The organism is Pseudarthrobacter sp. S9 (assembly GCF_050156545.1).
In the GTDB taxonomy this organism is placed as follows: domain Bacteria; phylum Actinomycetota; class Actinomycetes; order Actinomycetales; family Micrococcaceae; genus Arthrobacter.
Genome location: NZ_CP189576.1, coordinates 3059221 through 3077719, shown reverse-complemented (window position 1 = coordinate 3077719; position 18499 = coordinate 3059221). Strand labels below are relative to the sequence as shown.

The 18499-nt window shown below is 68.5% G+C and carries 17 protein-coding genes; 6 read left to right on the top strand and 11 right to left on the bottom strand.

Features of this window, described 5'->3' with window-relative positions; translation table 11 throughout:
- From groL to ACQCSY_RS14740, 3 genes are all read right to left on the bottom strand, one after another.
- Complete coding sequence (gene groL / locus ACQCSY_RS14750; RefSeq protein WP_427129882.1) at positions 1-1611, bottom strand: chaperonin GroEL; 1611 nt, start codon at positions 1609-1611, stop codon at positions 1-3.
- A gap of 78 nt (positions 1612-1689) precedes the next feature.
- The gene (gene groES / locus ACQCSY_RS14745; protein WP_427135852.1) at positions 1690-1989 is read right to left on the bottom strand and encodes a co-chaperone GroES; all 300 of its coding nucleotides are present in this window, start codon (positions 1987-1989) and stop codon (positions 1690-1692) included.
- A 243-nt stretch (positions 1990-2232) separates the two neighbouring features.
- Complete coding sequence (locus ACQCSY_RS14740; protein WP_427129880.1) at positions 2233-2637, bottom strand: hypothetical protein; 405 nt, start codon at positions 2635-2637, stop codon at positions 2233-2235.
- A gap of 103 nt (positions 2638-2740) precedes the next feature.
- Here ACQCSY_RS14740 and ACQCSY_RS14735 point away from each other — a divergent pair, with 103 nt between their 5' ends.
- Positions 2741-3970 (top strand): THUMP-like domain-containing protein, encoded by a 1230-nt coding sequence (locus tag ACQCSY_RS14735; RefSeq protein ID WP_427129878.1) that lies wholly within the window; start codon positions 2741-2743, stop codon positions 3968-3970.
- A 38-nt stretch (positions 3971-4008) separates the two neighbouring features.
- Here ACQCSY_RS14735 and ACQCSY_RS14730 read toward each other — a convergent pair whose 3' ends face one another.
- A complete protein-coding gene (locus tag ACQCSY_RS14730; protein ID WP_427129876.1) occupies positions 4009-4854 on the bottom strand; it encodes a shikimate 5-dehydrogenase in 846 nt (281 codons plus the stop codon).
- Positions 4855-5156: 302 nt separating this feature from the next.
- On the opposite strand from ACQCSY_RS14730, the gene ACQCSY_RS14725 reads away from it, so the two are divergent.
- Positions 5157-6308, top strand: a complete 1152-nt coding sequence (locus tag ACQCSY_RS14725; protein WP_427129874.1) for a glutamate--cysteine ligase — start codon at positions 5157-5159, stop codon at positions 6306-6308.
- 28 nt (positions 6309-6336) lie between these two features.
- On the opposite strand, the gene tsaD is transcribed toward ACQCSY_RS14725, so the two are convergent.
- The 6 genes from tsaD to ACQCSY_RS14695 form a co-directional block, all read right to left on the bottom strand.
- A complete protein-coding gene (gene tsaD / locus ACQCSY_RS14720; RefSeq protein WP_427129872.1) occupies positions 6337-7467 on the bottom strand; it encodes a tRNA (adenosine(37)-N6)-threonylcarbamoyltransferase complex transferase subunit TsaD in 1131 nt (376 codons plus the stop codon).
- The gene (gene rimI, locus ACQCSY_RS14715; protein WP_427135850.1) at positions 7464-7943 is read right to left on the bottom strand and encodes a ribosomal protein S18-alanine N-acetyltransferase; all 480 of its coding nucleotides are present in this window, start codon (positions 7941-7943) and stop codon (positions 7464-7466) included. Before rimI ends, tsaD begins: the two co-directional genes overlap by 4 nt.
- Positions 7944-7984: 41 nt before the next feature.
- Complete coding sequence (tsaB, locus tag ACQCSY_RS14710; RefSeq protein WP_427129870.1) at positions 7985-8656, bottom strand: tRNA (adenosine(37)-N6)-threonylcarbamoyltransferase complex dimerization subunit type 1 TsaB; 672 nt, start codon at positions 8654-8656, stop codon at positions 7985-7987.
- A complete protein-coding gene (gene tsaE / locus ACQCSY_RS14705; protein WP_427129868.1) occupies positions 8656-9267 on the bottom strand; it encodes a tRNA (adenosine(37)-N6)-threonylcarbamoyltransferase complex ATPase subunit type 1 TsaE in 612 nt (203 codons plus the stop codon). The genes tsaB and tsaE overlap by 1 nt, the downstream gene beginning before the upstream one ends.
- The gene (alr, locus tag ACQCSY_RS14700) at positions 9264-10484 is read right to left on the bottom strand and encodes an alanine racemase (RefSeq protein ID WP_427129866.1); all 1221 of its coding nucleotides are present in this window, start codon (positions 10482-10484) and stop codon (positions 9264-9266) included. Before alr ends, tsaE begins: the two co-directional genes overlap by 4 nt.
- Positions 10485-10895: 411 nt before the next feature.
- Positions 10896-11987, bottom strand: coding sequence for a carbohydrate kinase family protein (locus ACQCSY_RS14695; RefSeq protein WP_427129865.1), 1092 nt, complete (start codon positions 11985-11987; stop codon positions 10896-10898).
- Between the two features lie 108 nt (positions 11988-12095).
- Between ACQCSY_RS14695 and ACQCSY_RS14690 the strand changes: the two genes are divergently transcribed.
- Complete coding sequence (locus ACQCSY_RS14690; protein WP_427129863.1) at positions 12096-13508, top strand: 6-phospho-beta-glucosidase; 1413 nt, start codon at positions 12096-12098, stop codon at positions 13506-13508.
- A 57-nt stretch (positions 13509-13565) separates the two neighbouring features.
- On the opposite strand, the gene ACQCSY_RS14685 is transcribed toward ACQCSY_RS14690, so the two are convergent.
- Entirely contained in the window at positions 13566-14114 is a 549-nt protein-coding gene (locus tag ACQCSY_RS14685; protein WP_427129861.1) for an N-acetyltransferase family protein, read from the bottom strand.
- 145 nt (positions 14115-14259) lie between these two features.
- On the opposite strand from ACQCSY_RS14685, the gene mshA reads away from it, so the two are divergent.
- The 3 genes from mshA (at position 14260) to ACQCSY_RS14670 (ending at position 18421) form a co-directional block, all read left to right on the top strand.
- On the top strand, positions 14260-15525 hold the full coding sequence (gene mshA, locus ACQCSY_RS14680; protein ID WP_427129859.1) for a D-inositol-3-phosphate glycosyltransferase: 1266 nt from the start codon (positions 14260-14262) through the stop codon (positions 15523-15525).
- A gap of 79 nt (positions 15526-15604) precedes the next feature.
- Entirely contained in the window at positions 15605-17335 is a 1731-nt protein-coding gene (locus ACQCSY_RS14675; protein ID WP_427129857.1) for a formate--tetrahydrofolate ligase, read from the top strand.
- Between the two features lie 180 nt (positions 17336-17515).
- Complete coding sequence (locus tag ACQCSY_RS14670) at positions 17516-18421, top strand: DUF559 domain-containing protein (RefSeq protein ID WP_427129855.1); 906 nt, start codon at positions 17516-17518, stop codon at positions 18419-18421.
- The last annotated feature ends 78 nt before the right edge of the window (positions 18422-18499 follow it).

Sequence of the window (18499 nt, the reverse complement as noted above, 5' to 3'; positions counted from 1 at the left end):
CTAGTGACGGTGGCCTGCGTGCTGGTCCTCATCGGCCGGCTTCTCGACCACGAGGGTTTCTGTGGTGAGAACCAGCGCCGCGATGGAGGCAGCGTTGCGGAGGGCCGCACGCGTCACCTTGACGGGGTCGATGACGCCGGCAGCGATGAGGTCTTCGTACCCGCCGGTCATTGCGTTGAAGCCCTGGTTGTTGGCGGATTCGGCCACCTTTGCCACGACGACGTAGCCGTCGAAGCCGGCGTTCTGGGCGATCCAGCGCAGCGGCTGGGTCAGTGCCCGGCGGACGATGCCGACAGCAGCAGCTGCGTCACCTTCGAGAGCCTGGACGGCAGGATCCTCGTCGAGCGCCTTCAGCGCGTGGATGAGGGCGGCGCCGCCGCCGGCCACAATGCCTTCTTCGAGGGCGGCGCGGGTGGAGGACACTGCGTCCTCGATGCGGTGCTTCTTTTCCTTCAGCTCGACCTCGGTGGCAGCGCCGACCTTGATCACGCCGATGCCGCCGGCCAGCTTGGCCAGGCGTTCCTGCAGCTTTTCCTTGTCCCAGTCGGAATCCGTGCGGGTCAGCTCGGCGCGCAGTTGGGCAACCCGGGCTGCGACGTCCTCGGCCGAACCGGCGCCGTCGACGATGGTGGTGTTGTCTTTCGTGACGGTGATGCGGCGGGCGGTGCCCAGCACCTCGAGGCCGACCGTGTCCAGGCTGAGGCCCAGTTCCTGAGAGACAACCTGTGCGCCGGTGAGGGTCGCGATGTCCTGCAGCATGGCCTTGCGGCGGTCACCGAAGCCCGGTGCCTTGACGGCAACGACGTTCAAGGTGCCGCGGATGCGGTTGACGATCAGCGTGGACAGGGCCTCGCCGTCGACGTCTTCGGCGATGATGAAGAGCGGCTTGGAGCTCTGCAGCGCCTTTTCCAGCAGCGGCAGGAATTCCTGCACGGAAGAGATCTTGCCTTGGTTGATCAGGATCAGGGCATCTTCGAGCACTGCTTCCTGGCGTTCCGCGTCGGTGACGAAGTACGGGGACAGGTAGCCCTTGTCGAACTGCATGCCCTCGGTGAGGACCAGCTCGGTCTGCGTGGTGGAGGATTCCTCGATGGTGATCACACCATCCTTGCCGACCTTGCCGAAGGCCTCGGCCAGGAGCTCGCCGACCTCGTCGCTCTGTGCGGAGATGGAGGCAACGTTGGCGACCTGGGTGCCTTCAACCGGGCGGGCGTTCTCGAGCAGGCGGGCGGCGACCGCCTCGACAGCGACCTCGATGCCACGCTTGATCTCGCCCGGGGCGGCGCCTGCCGCAACGTTGCGCAGGCCTTCCTTGACCAGGGCCTGGGCCAGAACGGTGGCGGTGGTGGTGCCGTCACCGGCAACATCGTTGGTCTTGGTGGCGACCTCCTTGGCAAGCTGCGCGCCAAGGTTCTCGTACGGGTCGTCCAGCTCGACTTCACGGGCGATGGTGACACCATCGTTGGTGATCGTGGGGGCGCCCCACTTCTTGTCCAGCACGACGTTGCGGCCGCGCGGGCCAAGCGTCACCTTGACCGTGTTGGCGAGCTTATCGATGCCGGCTTCAAGCGACCGGCGGGCAGCGTCGTTAAACGCAAGCTGCTTTGCCATGGTTTTGTCCTTTCAAGACAGAACCCCGCGCAGCTGATCCATCGAATGAGGGATCGGCTGCGCGGGGGTCCAAGAGAGTTACTTAACGACGATCGCCAGAACGTCGCGGGCGGACAGCACCAGGTACTCGGTGCCGCCGGTCTTGACTTCGGTTCCACCGTACTTGGAGTAGATGACAACATCGCCGACGGCGACATCAACCGGAACGCGGTTGCCGTTGTCGTCAAAGCGGCCGGGGCCTACTGCAACAACTTCGCCTTCCTGCGGCTTTTCCTGTGCGGAGTCCGGGATAACCAGGCCGGAAGCCGTGGTCTGCTCGGCTTCGAGCGGGCGGACAACAATACGATCCTCAAGAGGCTTAATAGAGACAGGCTTAATAGAGACCGACACTCGGACCTCTCCTTTTCGTCAGCAAATTCGTGGACTATGAAGCCGTGGTGCCATGGCGTGCAACCGTCGTCGCGGTGCCGGCAGCAGCCTGGCGGGTGTTGCTTCATGTGTTAGCACCCTCCTAGGGAGAGTGCTAATGACGACTCTATGTAAGTAGTTAGCACTCGGTCAAGGCGAGTGCCAGAAATTCGTTCCTGGTGAACGTCCGGCCGGCGTCTGGCAGGCGCCGTCCTACTGGCCTGCGAGGTCCTCGAAGTCCACGTCTTCGCCGTCTTCCTCGCCCAGGTCCCGCCGCGCCTCATTCCGGTGGCGGTACATCACCAGGCCCCCGGCGGCGGCCAGCGCGACGCCGGCAACGAGGAAGATGATGCCGCCCAGGCGGGCCGCGGCATACGTATCCCGGATGGCCCGCGCCTCATCGGTGGCGTCCTTGACGTCCTTGCCGCCGACGGAATAGATGGTGGCATTGAAGGAATCGAGAAAGAAGATAATGACCAGCAACGCGACGCAGACGACGGCGATGACGGCGCCCGCTATCAGCGCCGGCCGGGCATAGCGGGCAAGCCCCTGATGGCTCCGGTGGTCCCCATCGCCATAGTCCTGCCTGGCGCTGTCTTCTGTGCCGCTGTCTTCCATGCTGTCAAGCCTAGCTGTATGGACCCCGGTAGTGACGCCGGTAGTTACCCCTGTAGTGGCCCCGGCGCATCGGGCGCACGGCGCCTGAACTACGCTAGATGGCATGGCTGACGCACCGCAGGAACAGATCGCCCCGCTCCTCAACCCCGAGGGCTGGGAACTGCTGGCGTCACTGGGCCCGTACCGCGAGGACGAGGCCTTCCGGCTCAATGCCTCGCTCCGCAAGGCCGGCCATTCCCCCGAACTGGTCTCCGCCGTGCTCACCCAGTCGCGGCTGCGGACCAAGGCCGAGTCCAAGTTCGGCGAGTTCGCCCGGCAGATGATCTTTACCCGGGCGGGCCTGGAACAGGCCACCCGGCTCACGGTCGCGGCCCGGCACGCGCAGCGGTTCGTGGAGGCCGGGATCGGCCATGTGGCGGACCTTGGCTGCGGGCTCGGCGCGGACGCCATGGCGCTGGCCTCCATGGACATCAAGGTCACCGCCGTGGAAATGGACGAAACCACAGCCGCCTGCGCCACCATGAACCTGATTCCGTTCCGGAACGCCACCGTGGTCCATTCGGATGCCACGTCGGTTTCCCTCGAGGGAATCGGCGGTGTCTGGCTGGATCCCGCCCGCCGCACCACGTCCAGCTCGGGAACCAAGCGGCTCTGGGATCCGGAGGACTTCTCCCCGCCGCTGTCCTTCGTGGAGTCATTGGCCGGTTCCGGGCTCGCCGTGGGCGTGAAGATGGGGCCCGGCATGCCGCACGACTCCGTTCCGGCGGATTGTGAGGCGCAGTGGGTGTCGGTGGGCGGTGACGTGACCGAGGTGGCGCTGTGGTTCAACGCGGTGCGGCGCCCCGGCGTCAGGCGCGCGGCCCTCGTGCTCGGTCCGCAGGGCGCCGCGGAACTCACCAGCGGCGAAGGATTCGACGGCGGTCCGGTGGCGCCCGTGGGTCCCGTCGAGGGGTACCTGTACGAGCCCGACGGCGCTGTCATCCGCGCCGGACTGGTGGCCGACGTCGCCCTCCAGCTGGGCGGACATCTGGTGGATGAGCACATCGCCTACATCTGCGCCCCCGAGTTGCGCGACACCCCGTTTGCCCGGGCCTACAAGGTCCTGGAAGTGATGCCGTTCAACGTCAAGGCACTCAAGTCCTGGGTCAAGGACCACGGCATCGGCATCCTGGACATCAAGAAACGCGGTACCGCGGTCACGCCTGAAGAGCTCCGCAAGCAGCTTCTCCCGGGAGGGAATAACAGAGGAAAGAACAAGGCCAAGAAGACGGCCACCCTGGTCCTCACCAGGATCGGCGACGACCGGGTGGCCATCGCCGTGGAGCCCGTCTAGCTCCGGCCTCGCCGGGTTCCGGCCGGGGCCCTGCCGGGCTACTGGACCCGCATGAACTCCTCGGCGGCCCGGACCTGCCCTTCGGTGGGCCTGATGCCGGTGTACAGCACGAACTGCTCCAGCGCCTGGATCGTGGCCACCTCGGCTCCGGTGATCACGGTCTTGCCCGCCGCGCGGGCAGCCTTGACGAGCGGCGTCTCCGCCGGCAGCGCGACGACGTCGAACACCACCTTCGAGGCGTCCACCGCCTCCTGCGGGAAGGACAGCGCATCGGCGTCGGGTCCGCCTCTCATACCAACAGGCGTGACGTTGATGAGCACGTCCGCCGTCGCTGCAGCATTTGTTCCGGCGGCGTCCGTGGCGGGAAGTTCCGCACGCCACACGAACCCGTACAGCCCTGCGAGCGCCCGTCCTGCCGCCTCATTGCGGGCGATCACGGTGACGTCCTTGAATCCGGCGTCCCGCAGCGCCGCCACCGTGGCCTTGGCCATGCCGCCGGAGCCGAGGACCCACACGGAGTAGCTCGTGGGCACGGCGGTGCGCTGCAGCAGCTGCTCGATGGCCGTGTAGTCGGTGTTGTAGGCCGTGAGCCGGCCGCCGTCGTTGACGATCGTGTTGACCGAGTCGATGGCCTTCGCGGAGGGGTCCATGACGTCCACCAGGGCGATGACGTCCTCCTTGTACGGCATCGACACTGCGCAGCCGCGGATTCCGAGGCCACGCACCCCCGCGATCGCCTGGGCCAGGTCGGTGGGGGCGAAGGCCTTGTAGATCCAGTTCAGGCCCAGCTGTTCATACAGGTGGTTGTGGAAGCGCGTCCCGTTGTTGCTCGGCCGGGCCGAGAGCGAGATACACAGGGTCATGTCTTTGTTTAGTATGGGCACAGCTCCATTAAACGCCAGGGACCTGCCCGTCAGCCGCAGCCTGACCCCGGAGCCTGCTGGTCCCCGGAACCAGTCCCGCTACCGCGTCAGCACGGCCGTTGACCGGGCCGCCTGTGAACACCCTCACGCAACAGCCGTAACTTTGGCACCGTCTCGATGCTACCCCTGCACTAGACTTGGACCACCCGCTGCCCTGCCAGCCGCCCTGCCGGCGGTGGCACCAGTGACGCTGCCAGGAACACTGCCGGTGACACTTCGGGATCGGATTACGGGCACGGACAGCAGAACATTGAAGGGACCACATGAAGATTGATTTCGCTTCATCCAGGCAATCAACTCTTGGTGTGGAATGGGAGCTTGCCCTCGTCGATGCGGAAACCGGAGAACTGGCCTCGATGGCCAATGAAGTGCTCCGCGGAGTTGCCGCCCGGCATCCCGAACTGAACGAGGACGACGAGCACCCGCATATTAAGCAGGAGCTGCTGCTGAACACGGTGGAGCTGGTCACCGGGATCTGCACCACCGTGGCGGAAGCGAAAGCGGACCTGAGCAGCTCCCTCGCGGCGGTCCGCGAGGTCACCGATCCCATGGGCGTGGAGGTCTTCTGCGCCGGGAGCCACCCCTTCAGCCCGCCCCAGCTGCAGCCCGTGACCGACAAGGCCCGCTACGCCAAGCTTATTGACCGCACCCAGTGGTGGGGCCGCCAGATGGTCATCTACGGCGTCCACGTGCATGTCGGGCTCGACAGCCGCGACAAGGTGCTCCCGGTCCTGGACGGCCTCGTGAACTACTTCCCGCACTTCCAGGCGCTCTCCGCGTCCAGCCCGTTCTGGGGCGGCGAAGACACCGGCTACGCCTCCCACCGCGCCCTCATGTTCCAGCAGCTGCCCACTGCCGGCCTGCCCTTCCAGTTTTCCAGCTGGGAGGACTACGAGTCCTACGTCCAGGCCATGTTCACCACCGGGGTGATCGACACCCTCTCCGAAATCCGCTGGGACATCCGCCCCGTACCCAACCTCGGCACGATCGAGATGCGCATCTGCGACGGACTGGCCACGCTGGAGGAAGTCGGCGCGATCGCGGCCCTGACGCAGTGCCTCGTCGACGAGTTCTCCACCACGCTGGACAACGGAGGCACCATCCCCACCATGCCGCCGTGGCATGTCCAGGAAAACAAGTGGCGTGCGGCCCGGTACGGCCTGGACGCGATCATCATCCTCGACGACGAGGGCAACGAGCAGCTCGTCACCGAGCATCTCCGCGAGACGCTCAAGCGGCTTGAGCCCGTCGCGGCGAAACTCGGCTGCGCGGCCGAACTGGCCGACGTCGAAAAGATCATCCAACGCGGTGCCGGCTACCAGAGGCAGCGCCGCGTGGCGGCCGAGAGCGGCGGGGACCTGCGCGCCGTCGTCCTGGACCTGGTCAATCAAATGCGCAAGGGCCCCGAAGCCTAACTGTATTGTCCCGGCAGGTTGGAGACGGTCAGGCGGAGACCGTCGTGACCGGCATGGACGAATCAGGCGCAAAGCCGATGCCGCTTGGTTCCGCTCCGGCCATCACCAGCTGGGCGCCGAGCGCCGCCACCATGGCACCGTTGTCCGTGCACAGGGCCAGCGGCGGCACGGTCAGCCGGATCCCGGCCGCGCTGCACCGTTGTTCGGTGAGCTGACGCAGCCGTGAGTTGGCGGCGACGCCGCCGCCCAGCAGCACCTCGGTGAGGCCGTTTTCTCGGCAGGCCAGCACCGCCTTGGACGTGATCACGTCCACCACAGCCTCCTGGAAGGCTGCGGCGATGTCCGCCACGGGCACTTCTTCGCCGCGGGCCTCGAACTGCTCCACGCACCGGGCGACGGCGGTCTTGAGTCCGCTGAAGGACCAGTCGTAGCGGTGCGGGCCGGGTTCCTCCGCGGTTCCCATGTACTTCGGCTGCGTGAGGCCGCGCGGGAAGCGGATCGCCTTCGCGTTGCCCGTGCGCGCCAGCTTGTCGATGGCGGGCCCGCCCGGGTAGCCGAGGCCCAGCAGCCGCGCCACCTTGTCATAGGCTTCGCCGGCGGCGTCGTCGATCGTGGAGCCGAGCAGCTCGACGTCGTCCGTGATGCTCCGGATCCGCAGGATTTCGGTGTGCCCGCCGGACACCAGGAGTGCGCCCAAGTTTTCCGGCAGTGTTTCCGGCAGTGTCTCCGGCAGCCTCTCCGGCAGCGACCCCGCGAAGGGCTGCGGGCTGCCGGGGTCCGGCTGGAGCAGGCCGACGCCGACGTGTGCCACGAGGTGGTTGATGGCGTAAAGGGGCTTGCCCGTCGCTACGGCGAGCGCCTTGGCCGCGCACACCCCCACCATCAGCGCTCCGGCCAGGCCAGGCCCGGCCGTGACGGCGATCGCGTCGATCTCCTCCAGCGTCACCCCCGCCTCGGCCAGTGCCACCCGGAGGGTGGGCACGAACGCGTCGAGGTGGGCGCGGGAGGCGATCTCGGGGATGACCCCGCCGAAGCGGACGTGTTCCTCCATGGAGGAGGACACGGTGTTGGTCAGCAGTGCGGTTCCGCGGACGATCCCGACGCCGGTCTCGTCGCAGGAGGACTCGATGCCGAGCACGAGCGGCTGGGTGCGGTTCATGGGCGGTCTGCTTCCCTTGACTGGTGGCTGGGTGGTTCGTTGCGCAGCCGGAGCCGCATGATGAGGGCGTCCACGCCGTCGCGGTAGTAGCGGGGCCGGACATGGATCTGCTCGAACCCGTTGCGGCGGTAGAGCTGCTGGGCCCGGGGGTTGTCCGCCCGGACTTCCAGCAGCACGTCCTCGGCGTGGCGCCGCCTGCTTTCCGCGATGAGCTCGGCGAGCAGGGCCGAGCCGATGCCTTTGCCTTCCTGCTCGGGCACGACGGCGATGGTCTGGACATCCGAGATCGGCTCGATGCACATCAGCCCGGCGTAGCCGACGATCTCGCCGTGGAACTCCGCCACGAGGTAGCGGCGGGTGTCCGCTTGCGCCAGCTCGTCGTGGAACATCTGCAGCGGCCACGCGTCCACCGGGAACAGCCGGCGTTCCAGCTCGTGGACGGCCGGGATGTCCGCGGCGTCCATGTCCCGCAGCATCACGCCGCCCGGCAGCGTGGACGGCGTGGCCTGCTCCGGGCTCACAGGGCCCGCTTCCGGGGTCCGGGGACCTGGGCGTCGGACTCCCGCAGGTAGAGCGGGGTCGAATCCAGCAGCCGCTCCCCCGCCGCGAGCCGGGCGAGGGCGAACTGGCCCAGCGCGAGTGCCTCGGGCTGCCGGGTGCTGAATTCGGGGACGGCCTTGACGACGTCCGCGTAGAGCCCCGCCCCGGCACCGTAGACGGGAAGTTCGGGGAGGTCCGCGGCGAATCCCACGTGCGGTCCGTCCTGCAGGTGCGGCAGCTGGGCGTCGGCGAGGGTGTACCGGGCCCAGTACACCTCCTTGCGGCGTGCGTCGGTGGCCACAATGAACTCCGCGGCGGCGTCGGTGGACTCCGCCACTTCGAGGGCGATCGCGTCCAGGCTCATGACGCCGTACAGCGGTTTGCCCCAGACAAAGGCGAGGGTGCGGGCGGTGACGATGCCCGAGCGCAGGCCAGTGAACGGGCCGGGACCAACGCCTGTGACGACCGCGTCGACGTCGTCGCCGGACAGGCCCGCGCCGGCCAGGAGCTTTTCGATCCCCGGGGCCAGGACCTCCGCGTGCGTGCGGGTGTCCTCGGTGGAGAAACTGGCTACGTCGGACTCCGGGGCGTCGTCGGAGACGAGCGCGGCGCTGGCCACGGCCGAGGTGTCGATGGCGAGGATAAGCATCAGGAGTTCCGTTCCGGGGTTTCGGGAAGGGGCGGGATCACGGGAAGGGCCGGCATCATGGGAAGGGCCGGGGGCTCCGCCCAGCGTGGACCGAACCCGCGGATCGCCACGGTGCGGGGCTCGTCGTCGTCGTCCGTATCAAAGTCCAGGACATCAGAGTCCGGGGCGCCGGCTGCCGGAGTCGCGCCGCCCAGGGTGCGGTGCAGTTCCACCTCGAGCCGGCTGTCGCTCAGGTGTTCGACCCGGTTGCGGCCCCACTCGACCACGGTCACGGCGCTGTCCAGGGTGTTTTCCAGATCGATGTCGTCGATTTCCGAGGCGGACTCCAGCCGGTAGGCGTCCACATGCACGAGGTCCGGGCCGCCCGGCCGGGGACCGTCGGGCAGGTTGGGGTGGATGCGGACCAGCACGAAGGTCGGCGAAATGATGCCTGCGCGGACACCCAGTCCTTCTCCGAGCCCCTGGGTGAACGTGGTCTTCCCCGCCCCCAGTTCGCCGGTGAGGATCAGCAGGTCCCCGGCCTCCAGCACGGCGCCCAGCGCCGCCGCGAGCGCATGCGTCTGTTCCGCCGTCCGGACCTCAAGCATCTGCTCCCACGCCGGTGTGCTCACGGCTGCACGTCACCTGTTGAGGGCTCTTCGTTGACGTAGCGGCGCGGGACCCGGGGGCTGATCCGCGTGACGATCTCGTAGTTGTTGGTTCCGGCAGCCCTGGCCCAGTCCTCGGCTGTGGGTCCGCCGTCGGCGCCGTTTCCGAACAGCACGGCCTCGGCACCGAGGAGGCTCGGGCCGCCGGCTGTCACGTTCCGCAGTCCGAGGTCGATCACCATCTGGTCCATCGCGATGCGCCCCACGACCGGATAGCTCACGCCCTCTACGCGGACGGGGCCGCCGGTGGCCACGCGCGGAACGCCGTCGGCGTAGCCCAAGGGGATGAGGGCCAGCGTGGACGCCCGGACCGTGCGGTAGTTCAGGCCATAGGAGACGCCCTGGCCGGCAGGCACGTCCTTGCAGTGGGAGACGACCGTGCGGACCGTCATGGCCGGGCGCAGCCCCAGCTCCTCCGAGCTCTGCCCTTCGAAGGGCGAAAGCCCGTAGAGGCCCAGGCCCACGCGGACCAGGTCAAAATGCGTGTCAGGGCGCGACAGCGTGGCCGGCGTGTTGGCGAGGTGGCGCACCTCGGGGTCCACGCCGGCGTCCTGGGCGATGGCCAGGACTTCGCGGAAGGCAGCGAGCTGCTCGTCGGTTTCGGGGCGCTCGGGCTCGTCCGCGACGGCCAGGTGGGAGAAGATGCCCACCACCCGCAGCAGCCCCTGGTCCTGGTAGTCCATGGCCTCGCCCACGAGGCTGTCCCAGGCATCCAGGGTGGCGCCGTTGCGGCCCAGGCCGGTGTCCACCTTCAGGTGGATGCGGGCCGGCCGCTCCTGCTCGCGGGCAGCTGCCACGATCCGGTCCAGCTCCCAGCCGGAACAGCCGATATCGATCCCGGCGGCCACGGCGGCGGCGAAGTTGCTGTCCGGGGTGTGCAGCCAGGCCAGCAGGGGCGCCTCGATGCCGGCGGCGCGCAGGGCGAGTGCCTCCGAGATGTGGGCCACGCCCAGCCAGCTGGCGCCGGCGCTGAGGGCGGCCCGGGCCACGGGCACGGCCCCATGGCCGTAGGCATCGGCCTTGACCACGGCCATGATCTTCGCGGGCGAGGCCACAGCTGCCAGCCGCCGCACATTGTGCCGGATGGCTTCGAGGTCTATTACTGCCGAGCGTTCCTCCGGATGGGCCGGCGCTGCCGCCGATTCGGGCCGGAGATCGCCTGTTGCTGCTGGGTAAGTCACTTAACGATTCTAGGGGTGGCGCCGCGGACCGGATAATTCCGGGACGGGTACCCGCCGCGGCAGGATCCCGCATGGGGAGGACATGCCCATCCTTCGCACCCAGGAGCGGGCACAACGGGATCATGTCCACGCCCGGGCCTGAGCGGAGAGCATGTCCAGCGGTGACGGGGAGCGGGACTGCTACCCGCGCGGGACATGCCCATCCTTCGCACCCAGGAGCGGGCACAACGGGATCATGTCCACGCCCGGGCCTCAGCGGAGGGCATGTCCAGCGGCGACGGGGAGCGGGACTGCTACCCGCGCGGGACATGCCCATCCTTCGCACCCAGGAGCGGGCACAACGGGATCATGTCCACGCCCCGGCCTCAGCGGAGGGCATGTTCACGGGCTCAGCGCCCGGGGGCCGGGCGGCTACGCGTCGGAAAGGTGCGCGATGGTCGCCGTCGCGCGCCTTTGCGCCTCCGGCGGCACGTCGCGGACGATCTCCTCCAGGAAGCAGTAGCGGCGCAGCCACTGGCTGCTCTGCCGTTCCTTGCGGGCATTGGCCCGCTGCCACCAGTCGGCAATGTCGCCCCAGCCGGGGGCTGCGAGGGAACCGCCCACTTCCTGAACCGCGAGGGCGGCGCACAGGTTGGCGAAGCGGAGCCTGTCCCCGAGCGGCCAGCCCGCCAGGCAGCCCACGATGAAGGCGGCGCCGAAGCAGTCGCCCGCCCCGGTGGGATCGTACGCGGAGACGGGCAGGGACGGGACCCACTCTTCTTCGCCCGTTTCAGAGTCGACGGCCATGGAGCCCTGCGCGCCCAGTGTCACGACGGCCACCGGCACCTTGTCCGCCAGCGAATACAGTGCCGACCAAGGGTCGTCGCGGCCGGTGAAGGCCATGGCTTCGCGCTGGTTAGGCGTGAACGCATGGAAGTACTGCAGGTTGTCTAGCCGGGTGGAGGACCACGCGCCGGTGGGATCCCAGCCGACGTCACCGAACAGCCGGACCCCCGCCTTGCGGGCATCGAGGGCCCACGGTTCCAGTTCCTCGCCAAGCTCCGCGACGGCGGCGAGCGCCGGCGGGGGGCAGCCGATCAGCTGGGTCGATGTCACGGGCGGCGGGTGGCCGTGCGTCACCATCGAGCGGTCCTTCTCCACGCTGAGAGACACCGTGACGGGCGAGTGCCAGCCCGGCACGCGGCGGGACAGGGACAGGTCCACATGTTCCTGCCGGGCCAGGATCTTCCAGTTGTAGTCGCCGTAGCCGTCGTCCCCGAACGCGGCTGCCAGCCCGGTCCGCAGTCCGAGCCGTGCCGCGGCGATCGCCTGGTTGGCCACCCCGCCGGGGCAGCTGCCCATCCCGTCGCTCCAGATTTCGGTCCCGGCCTCGGGCGCGTGCGGCAGCCCGGTAAAGATGATGTCCTGGAACACGGTGCCGGTCAGGAGCAGATCGAACCCCTCCGCCGCCGGGCTGCGGACGGCGGACAGCGGATCAAAGCGCCGCGTTGGGTTCGCGTCCATGTAAGGCACACTACGCCGTCGCCGTACCGGTGGATAGACGGGGACGGTGCTCCGGCGGCCGCGAAGCGGCACCGACCAGCAGCGACCAGCGGCGAATAGACTGTCCGCATGCGGCTCATGATTGCTGGCGGCGGTGGATTCCGGGTTCCGCTGATCTACCGGGCGCTCTCCGACGGGCCTTTCGCCGGGCTGGTCCGGGAGCTGGTGCTGTACGACGTCGACGCCGTCCGGCTGGCCGCCATCGAGGCGGTCCTGGCTTCCCTCGCGGGCCGGGCCGCGCCAGGTATGGGCCGCTTCCCTGCGGTCCGGGCCGCGTCCTCGCTGCCGGAGGCCCTCGACGGCGCCGACATGGTGTTTGCCGCGATCCGGCCGGGCGGCACCGCCGGACGGACCGCCGACGAGCGGATCGCCCTGGACCTGGGGCTCCTGGGCCAGGAGACCACCGGTGCCGGCGGCATCTCCTACGCCCTGCGGACCATCCCGCGGATGCTGGAGCTCGCGGCGGAAATGGAGCGGGTATGCCCCGAGGCGTGGCTGCTCAACTTCACCAACCCGGCAGGCATGGTCACCGAGGCCCTGGTCCCGGTGCTCGGAGCCAAGGTCATCGGCATCTGCGATTCCGCCAGCGGCCTGGTGCACCGCGCGGCGCGGGCCGCCGGCGTCGCGCTCCCGGAGGGAAGGCTCGACGGCGTGGGCTACTCCGGCCTCAACCATCTGGGCTGGCTGTACCGGCTGGAGTCCGGCGGCCGGGACATCCTGCCGGAGCTGCTAGCGGACGCGGCGGCCCTCGCGGGCTTCGAGGAAGGCCGGCTGTTCCCGCAGGAATTCCTGGCTGGCCTGGGCTGCCTGCCGAACGAGTACCTTTTTTACTACTACGAGACGGCGCGCGCGGTGGCCGGCATGCGGGCTTCGGACCGGACGCGGGGTGAGTCCATCGACCGGCAGCAGGCGGAGCTCTATCCCCGGCTGGCGGCCGCCGGGCCGGACGCTTATCCGCTCTGGGAGGCTGCGCGCCGGTCCCGCGAAGAGGGTTATCTGGCCGAGGCCCGGCAGGCCGGCGAGCGCCGGGACGAGAACGACCTCGCCGGCGGCGGCTACGAGCGCGTCGCCCTGGCGGCCATGCGGGCCCTGTCCGGCGGCGGCGAGGCCGAACTGATCCTGAACACTGCCAACACCGTGCCGGGCACGGGCTTGGGAGCGGGCGCTGTGCCGGCCGTGCCGGGGCTGCCGGCGGACGCCGTCGTCGAGGTTCCGTGCCGGGTGACGCCCGACGGCGTGGCGCCACTTCCGCAGGAGCGCCCGGCGCCGCCGCAGCTGGCGCTGATGCGGCGGATCAAGGACGTCGAGCGCCTCGTCGTCCAGGCAACCGGGCAGGCAACCGGGACCGGCCGCCGGGACGCGGCCCTCGCCGCCCTCGCCGGACACCCCCTCGTTGATTCAGAGATCCTCGCCGGAAAGCTGCTCGCCGGCTACGAGGCCGCGTTTCCGGAGCTGAAGCGGCTCTGGCGCGACGGGACCTGAGGCTTGCCGGCTTGCGCCTTATGCCTTCCGCGCCGGAGCCGGAGCCGGAGCCGGAGCCTAGAGCTTCCGGTACATCACGTACAGGCCCACGTAGCCCAGACTCGGATGGTTGAAGGCCTCCGGGATGTTCGCGAGCACGTCGAACCCCATGGACTTCCACGCGGCGACGGCCCGGACGTTGCTCTCCACGACGGCATTGAACTGCATGGCCCGGAATCCGGCGGCGCGGGCGGCGTCCAGCGAATAGGCGCAAAGGGCACGGGCCAGTCCCCTGCCGGCGCAGGCGGGGTGGACCGCGTACCCCGCGTTGGCCACGTGGCTGCCGCCGCCGCCCTGGTTGGCGTGCAGTTCGCCGGTGCCGAGCACGCGGCCGCCGTCGGCGCCGCCATCGCACCCGAGGCCGACGGCGACGAAGGTCTGTCCCGGAGCCTGCCTGAACCACCGCCCGCGCGCCTCGTCCTCGGTGGTGTTCCGGTCCAAGGTGAAAGTTTCCCCCGCCCGGATGACCGGTTCCAGGATCTCCCAGATGCCTGGCCAGTCCTGCGCGGCGGCCTCGCGGATATCCCAGGCGGCGGAGGAGGGCTCTGGTTCTGTGGTTGCGCTCACAGCGGCCACGTTAGCACCGCCGGGCGCAGTGACTTACCCAGTGACTGGTCCTGTGAACCCGACTGCACTGGAGGAGTAATGTTTTATCGAATCCACGTTCAGGTGCCGTTCACCCGGGGCCGTCCAAGAGAGGGAGGGGAGAACAGTGTCGCTGATCCGCCGTGTCGCTTTCCTCTCCCTGCACACCTCGCCCATGGAGCAGCCTGGCTCGGGCGACGCCGGCGGAATGAACGTGTACGTCCGTGCCCTGGCGGCGGCCCTCGCGGAGATCGGCGTCGAAGTGGAGATCTTCACCAGGTCCACCTCCGCTGGGCAGCGCGCCGTCGAACATCCGTCCCCTGGTGTCTGCGTCCACAACGTCCTGGCCGGGCCGCCGCGGAAGCTGCCCAAGGAGGAGCTCCCGGAACTGCTGCACAGCATGGTGGCCGAGATCGACCGGATCCGGCAGCTCCAGCCGCACGGCCGCTACGACATGATCCATTCGCACTACTGGGTGTCCGGGGTGGCTGGGCTCGAGCTCGCGCAGCTGTGGGGGCTGCCGCTGGTGCACACCATGCACACCATGGCCAAGGTCAAGAACCTGCTGCTGGAGTCGGGGGAACAGCCGGAACCGCGCCGGCGCGAGGACGGTGAGCACCGGATAGTCGACGGCGCCAGCCGGCTGATCGCCAACACGGGAACCGAAGCCGCAGAACTGGTCTCGCACTACAACGCGGACATCGACCGGATCGACGTGGCGCCTCCGGGCGTGGACCTCGGCGTCTTCACGCCGGCCTTCAGGACCCGGGCCCGGGCCGAACACGGCGTGCCGCCGGGCAGGTTCCATCTCTTGTTCGCAGGGCGGATCCAGCGGCTCAAGGGGCCGCAGAACCTGATCAAGGCGGCCGCGCTGCTCCGTTCCCGCCGCCCGGACATCGACCTGCAGCTGACCATCCTGGGGGCCGTGAGCGGTGCGAAGGACTTTGACCTCAAGGCGCTGATCAGCGCCGCCGGGATGGACGACGTCGCCACCCACCACCCGCCGGTCAACGCCCCTGAGCTGGCCGGCTGGTACCGCTCGGCCGATGTGGTGGTGGTGCCCTCCTACAGCGAATCCTTCGGCCTGGTGGCCCTGGAGGCGCAGGCCTGCGGGACGCCCGTCGTCGCCACGAAGGTGGGCGGGCTGTCCCGCGCCGTCTTCGACGGGCGTACGGGGATGCTGGTGGAGGGCCATAAGGCCAGCGACTGGGCGGACGCCCTTGAGGCCCTCTATGACGACCCGGTCACGCGGGCGGACATGGGACGTGCTGCCGCGGTGCACGCCCAGGGGTTCGGCTGGCAACGCACGGCGGCCATCACGCTGGAGAGCTACCACACCGCCGTGAGCCAGTACTTTGGAAGCCTGATCATCCCGGTGGGCCACACGCCCTAAGCCGGAACCACATGGCCGGAACCCCGGCCGGAGAACACTGGCCGGACCACCCACCGACGCCACGAGCCGAAGGACAACGATGTCTGAAAACACCAAACCCGGGAACGCAGTCCCGGAAAGCTCAGTCCCGAGCGATCTGGAGATTGCGCAGCGGGCCGTCATGAGGCCGATCCAGGACGTGGCCGCGGACGCGGGCATCAACGCCGAGGCCCTGGAGTTCTACGGCCCCTACAAGGCCAAGATCAATCCGGCGAAGCTCACTATGTCTAAGGCGGGCGGCCCGGTACGCGCCCCCGGCAAGGTGGTGCTGGTCTCCGCGATGTCCCCCACGCCCGCAGGTGAAGGCAAATCCACCACCACCGTGGGACTGGCGGACTCGCTGGCCCGCGCGGGGCACAAGGTGATGATCGCGCTGCGTGAACCTTCGCTAGGCCCGATCCTCGGCATGAAGGGCGGCGCCACCGGCGGCGGTTACTCCCAGGTGCTGCCCATGGACGAGATCAACCTGCATTTCACCGGCGATTTCCACGCCATCACGTCCGCGAACAACGCCCTGATGGCGCTCGTGGACAACCACATCTTCCAGGGCAATGAGCTCAACATCGATCCGCGCCGCATGACGTTCAAGCGGGTACTGGACATGAACGACCGTTCCCTTCGCGAGGTCGTGATCGGCCTGGGCGGGCCGGCCCAGGGCATTCCGCGGCAGGACAGTTTCGACATCACCGCGGCGTCCGAGATCATGGCGGTGTTCTGCCTCGCCACGGACCTCGCCGATCTCCGGGAACGTCTGGGCCGGATCACGTTCGGCTACACCTACGACCGCCACCCCGTCACGGTCGCGGATCTGGGCGTCCAGGGCGCCCTGACCATGCTGCTCAAGGACGCCCTCAAGCCCAACCTCGTGCAGACCATCGCCGGCACCCCCGTCCTCGTGCACGGCGGCCCGTTCGCCAACATCGCCCATGGCTGCAACTCCCTCATCGCCACCCAGACGGCCCGCAGCCTCGCGGACATCGTGGTCACCGAGGCGGGCTTCGGCGCAGACCTCGGCGCCGAAAAGTACATGGACATCAAGGCCCGGGTGGCCGACGTCGCGCCGTCCGCCGTCGTGCTGGTGGCAACCGTCCGCGCCCTGAAGATGCACGGCGGCATCGCCCAGGACCAGCTCAAGGTGCCCAACGTGGAGGCACTGGCCGCCGGCGTCGTCAATCTCCAACGCCACATCCGCAACGTCGAAAAGTTCGGCATCGTCCCGGTGGTGGCAATCAACAAGTTCGCCACTGACACACAGGAGGAACTGGACTGGCTGCTGGACTGGTGCGCCCAGGAGGGTGTCCAGGCTGCCGTGGCCGACGTCTGGGGGCGAGGCGGCGGCGGTGACGGCGGGGACGAGCTCGCGGCGAAGGTGGCTGCCGCCATCGAGGCCCGGCACGGCTTCAGGCACCTGTATCCGCTGGAGATGTCGGTGGAGGACAAGATCCGGACGATCGTGCAGGAAATCTACGGCGCCGACGGCGTGGACTTCTCGGTCCCGGCGCTCAAGCGGCTGGCAGAAATCGAGAAGAACGGCTGGTCCGGACTGCCCGTGTGCATGGCGAAGACCCAGTACTCCTTCAGCGATGACGCCACCCGGTTCGGCGCCCCGAAGGGCTTCACCGTCCACGTCCGCGACCTCATCCCCAAGACCGGGGCCGGCTTCATCGTGGCCCTCACCGGCGCCGTGATGACCATGCCGGGCCTACCCAAGGTACCGGCGGCGATGCGGATGGACGTCGACGCCGCAGGCAACCCCGTCGGCCTCTTCTAGACCCGCTCTCACCCCAACCCACCCCCAACCCACGTTGCCCTATCACTTGTGGCTGCCATTCCCCCCTTTTGACGCCCATAAGTGATAGCGCAACAGCTTGGGAATGGCTGTGGAGGACGGGTGCCGTCGGATTGTGGACAACTTCTGCGAGAGCGGTGGCGTTCGGGCAACAATATGCGCATGCGTCCATCTGCGCCCCTGCCGGCCCACCTTTCCGCCACCCCGTTCACTGTCCATGAGGCGAGGTCTGCCAGTCTGAGCAGCGGCCGGCTTCGTTCATCCGACCTCGTCTCGGCCGGCCGGTTGCTGTATCTGCCCGCCGGCTGGGAGTTTGAAATCCGCACCCTGGCGGCGGCAACACCGGGGGCATGGATCTCGCACCTGACCGCCGCAGTCCTGCTTGGGCTGTGGCTTCCGTCCTGGTTCCGTGGCTGCCGGGAACTCCATCTCAGTAAGCCCAGGGCGCTACCCCCGGTCCGGCGTGAGGGTGTGGTCGGGCATACCGTGCTTGCTTTCCAGGACGAGGTCATGGTCTTGGACGGCATCCTAATTTCAACCCCGGCCCGGACCTGGCTTGACCTTGCCCGCATCCTGCCACTTGAAGATCTCGTAGCCATCGGTGACCAGCTGGTCCGTCGCCCCCGTCCGGGCCTCGAGAACCGCGCGGAGCCGTGGGCAACGCTTCCCCAGCTGCACGAAATGCTGAAGCGCCACCTGAAGCTCAAAGGAATCGTGAAGGCGCGCCAGGCGGCGGAACTGATCCGTCCCGGCGCCGACTCCGCGCCGGAGACTTTCCTGCGCCTGGCCCTGACGTCTGCCGGGCTCCCGGAACCCGAGTTGCAGCTGCGGATTGTCCAGGGTGACCCGTTTTCACCTGCCGCGGACCTCGGCTACCGGGAGCACCGGGTTGCCATCCAGTACGACGGCGGCCACCACCTCACGCGCGAACAGCAGTCCCGCGACAATCGCCGCGACGAAATGTTCAACTCTGCGGGCTGGCGGTATTTCAAGTTCAACGCAGACGATCTGGCAGATGACTTCCGCGGTGCGGTCCGCAGAGTCCGGCTCGCCCTCGGCCCCGGCTAAACGCCGGTTGCCCCATCACTTGTGGCAGCCAAACCAGGCGTTTGGGGACCACGAGTGATAGAGCAACCGGGGTGAGGA

Bases quoted from the DNA above. Each gene is read 5' to 3' on its own strand.
- groL (WP_427129882.1), bottom strand. From the start codon at position 1,611: ATGGCAAAGCAGCTTGCGTTTAACGACGCTGCCCGCCGGTCGCTTGAA.
- ACQCSY_RS14740 (WP_427129880.1), bottom strand. From the start codon at position 2,637: ATGGAAGACAGCGGCACAGAAGACAGCGCCAGGCAGGACTATGGCGAT.
- ACQCSY_RS14735 (WP_427129878.1), top strand. From the start codon at position 2,741: ATGGCTGACGCACCGCAGGAACAGATCGCCCCGCTCCTCAACCCCGAG.
- ACQCSY_RS14725 (WP_427129874.1), top strand. From the start codon at position 5,157: ATGAAGATTGATTTCGCTTCATCCAGGCAATCAACTCTTGGTGTGGAA.
- tsaD (WP_427129872.1), bottom strand. From the start codon at position 7,467: ATGAACCGCACCCAGCCGCTCGTGCTCGGCATCGAGTCCTCCTGCGAC.
- rimI (WP_427135850.1), bottom strand. From the start codon at position 7,943: ATGCTGCGGGACATGGACGCCGCGGACATCCCGGCCGTCCACGAGCTG.
- tsaB (WP_427129870.1), bottom strand. From the start codon at position 8,656: ATGCTTATCCTCGCCATCGACACCTCGGCCGTGGCCAGCGCCGCGCTC.
- ACQCSY_RS14695 (WP_427129865.1), bottom strand. From the start codon at position 11,987: ATGGACGCGAACCCAACGCGGCGCTTTGATCCGCTGTCCGCCGTCCGC.
- ACQCSY_RS14690 (WP_427129863.1), top strand. From the start codon at position 12,096: ATGCGGCTCATGATTGCTGGCGGCGGTGGATTCCGGGTTCCGCTGATC.
- ACQCSY_RS14675 (WP_427129857.1), top strand. From the start codon at position 15,605: ATGTCTGAAAACACCAAACCCGGGAACGCAGTCCCGGAAAGCTCAGTC.
- ACQCSY_RS14670 (WP_427129855.1), top strand. From the start codon at position 17,516: ATGCGTCCATCTGCGCCCCTGCCGGCCCACCTTTCCGCCACCCCGTTC.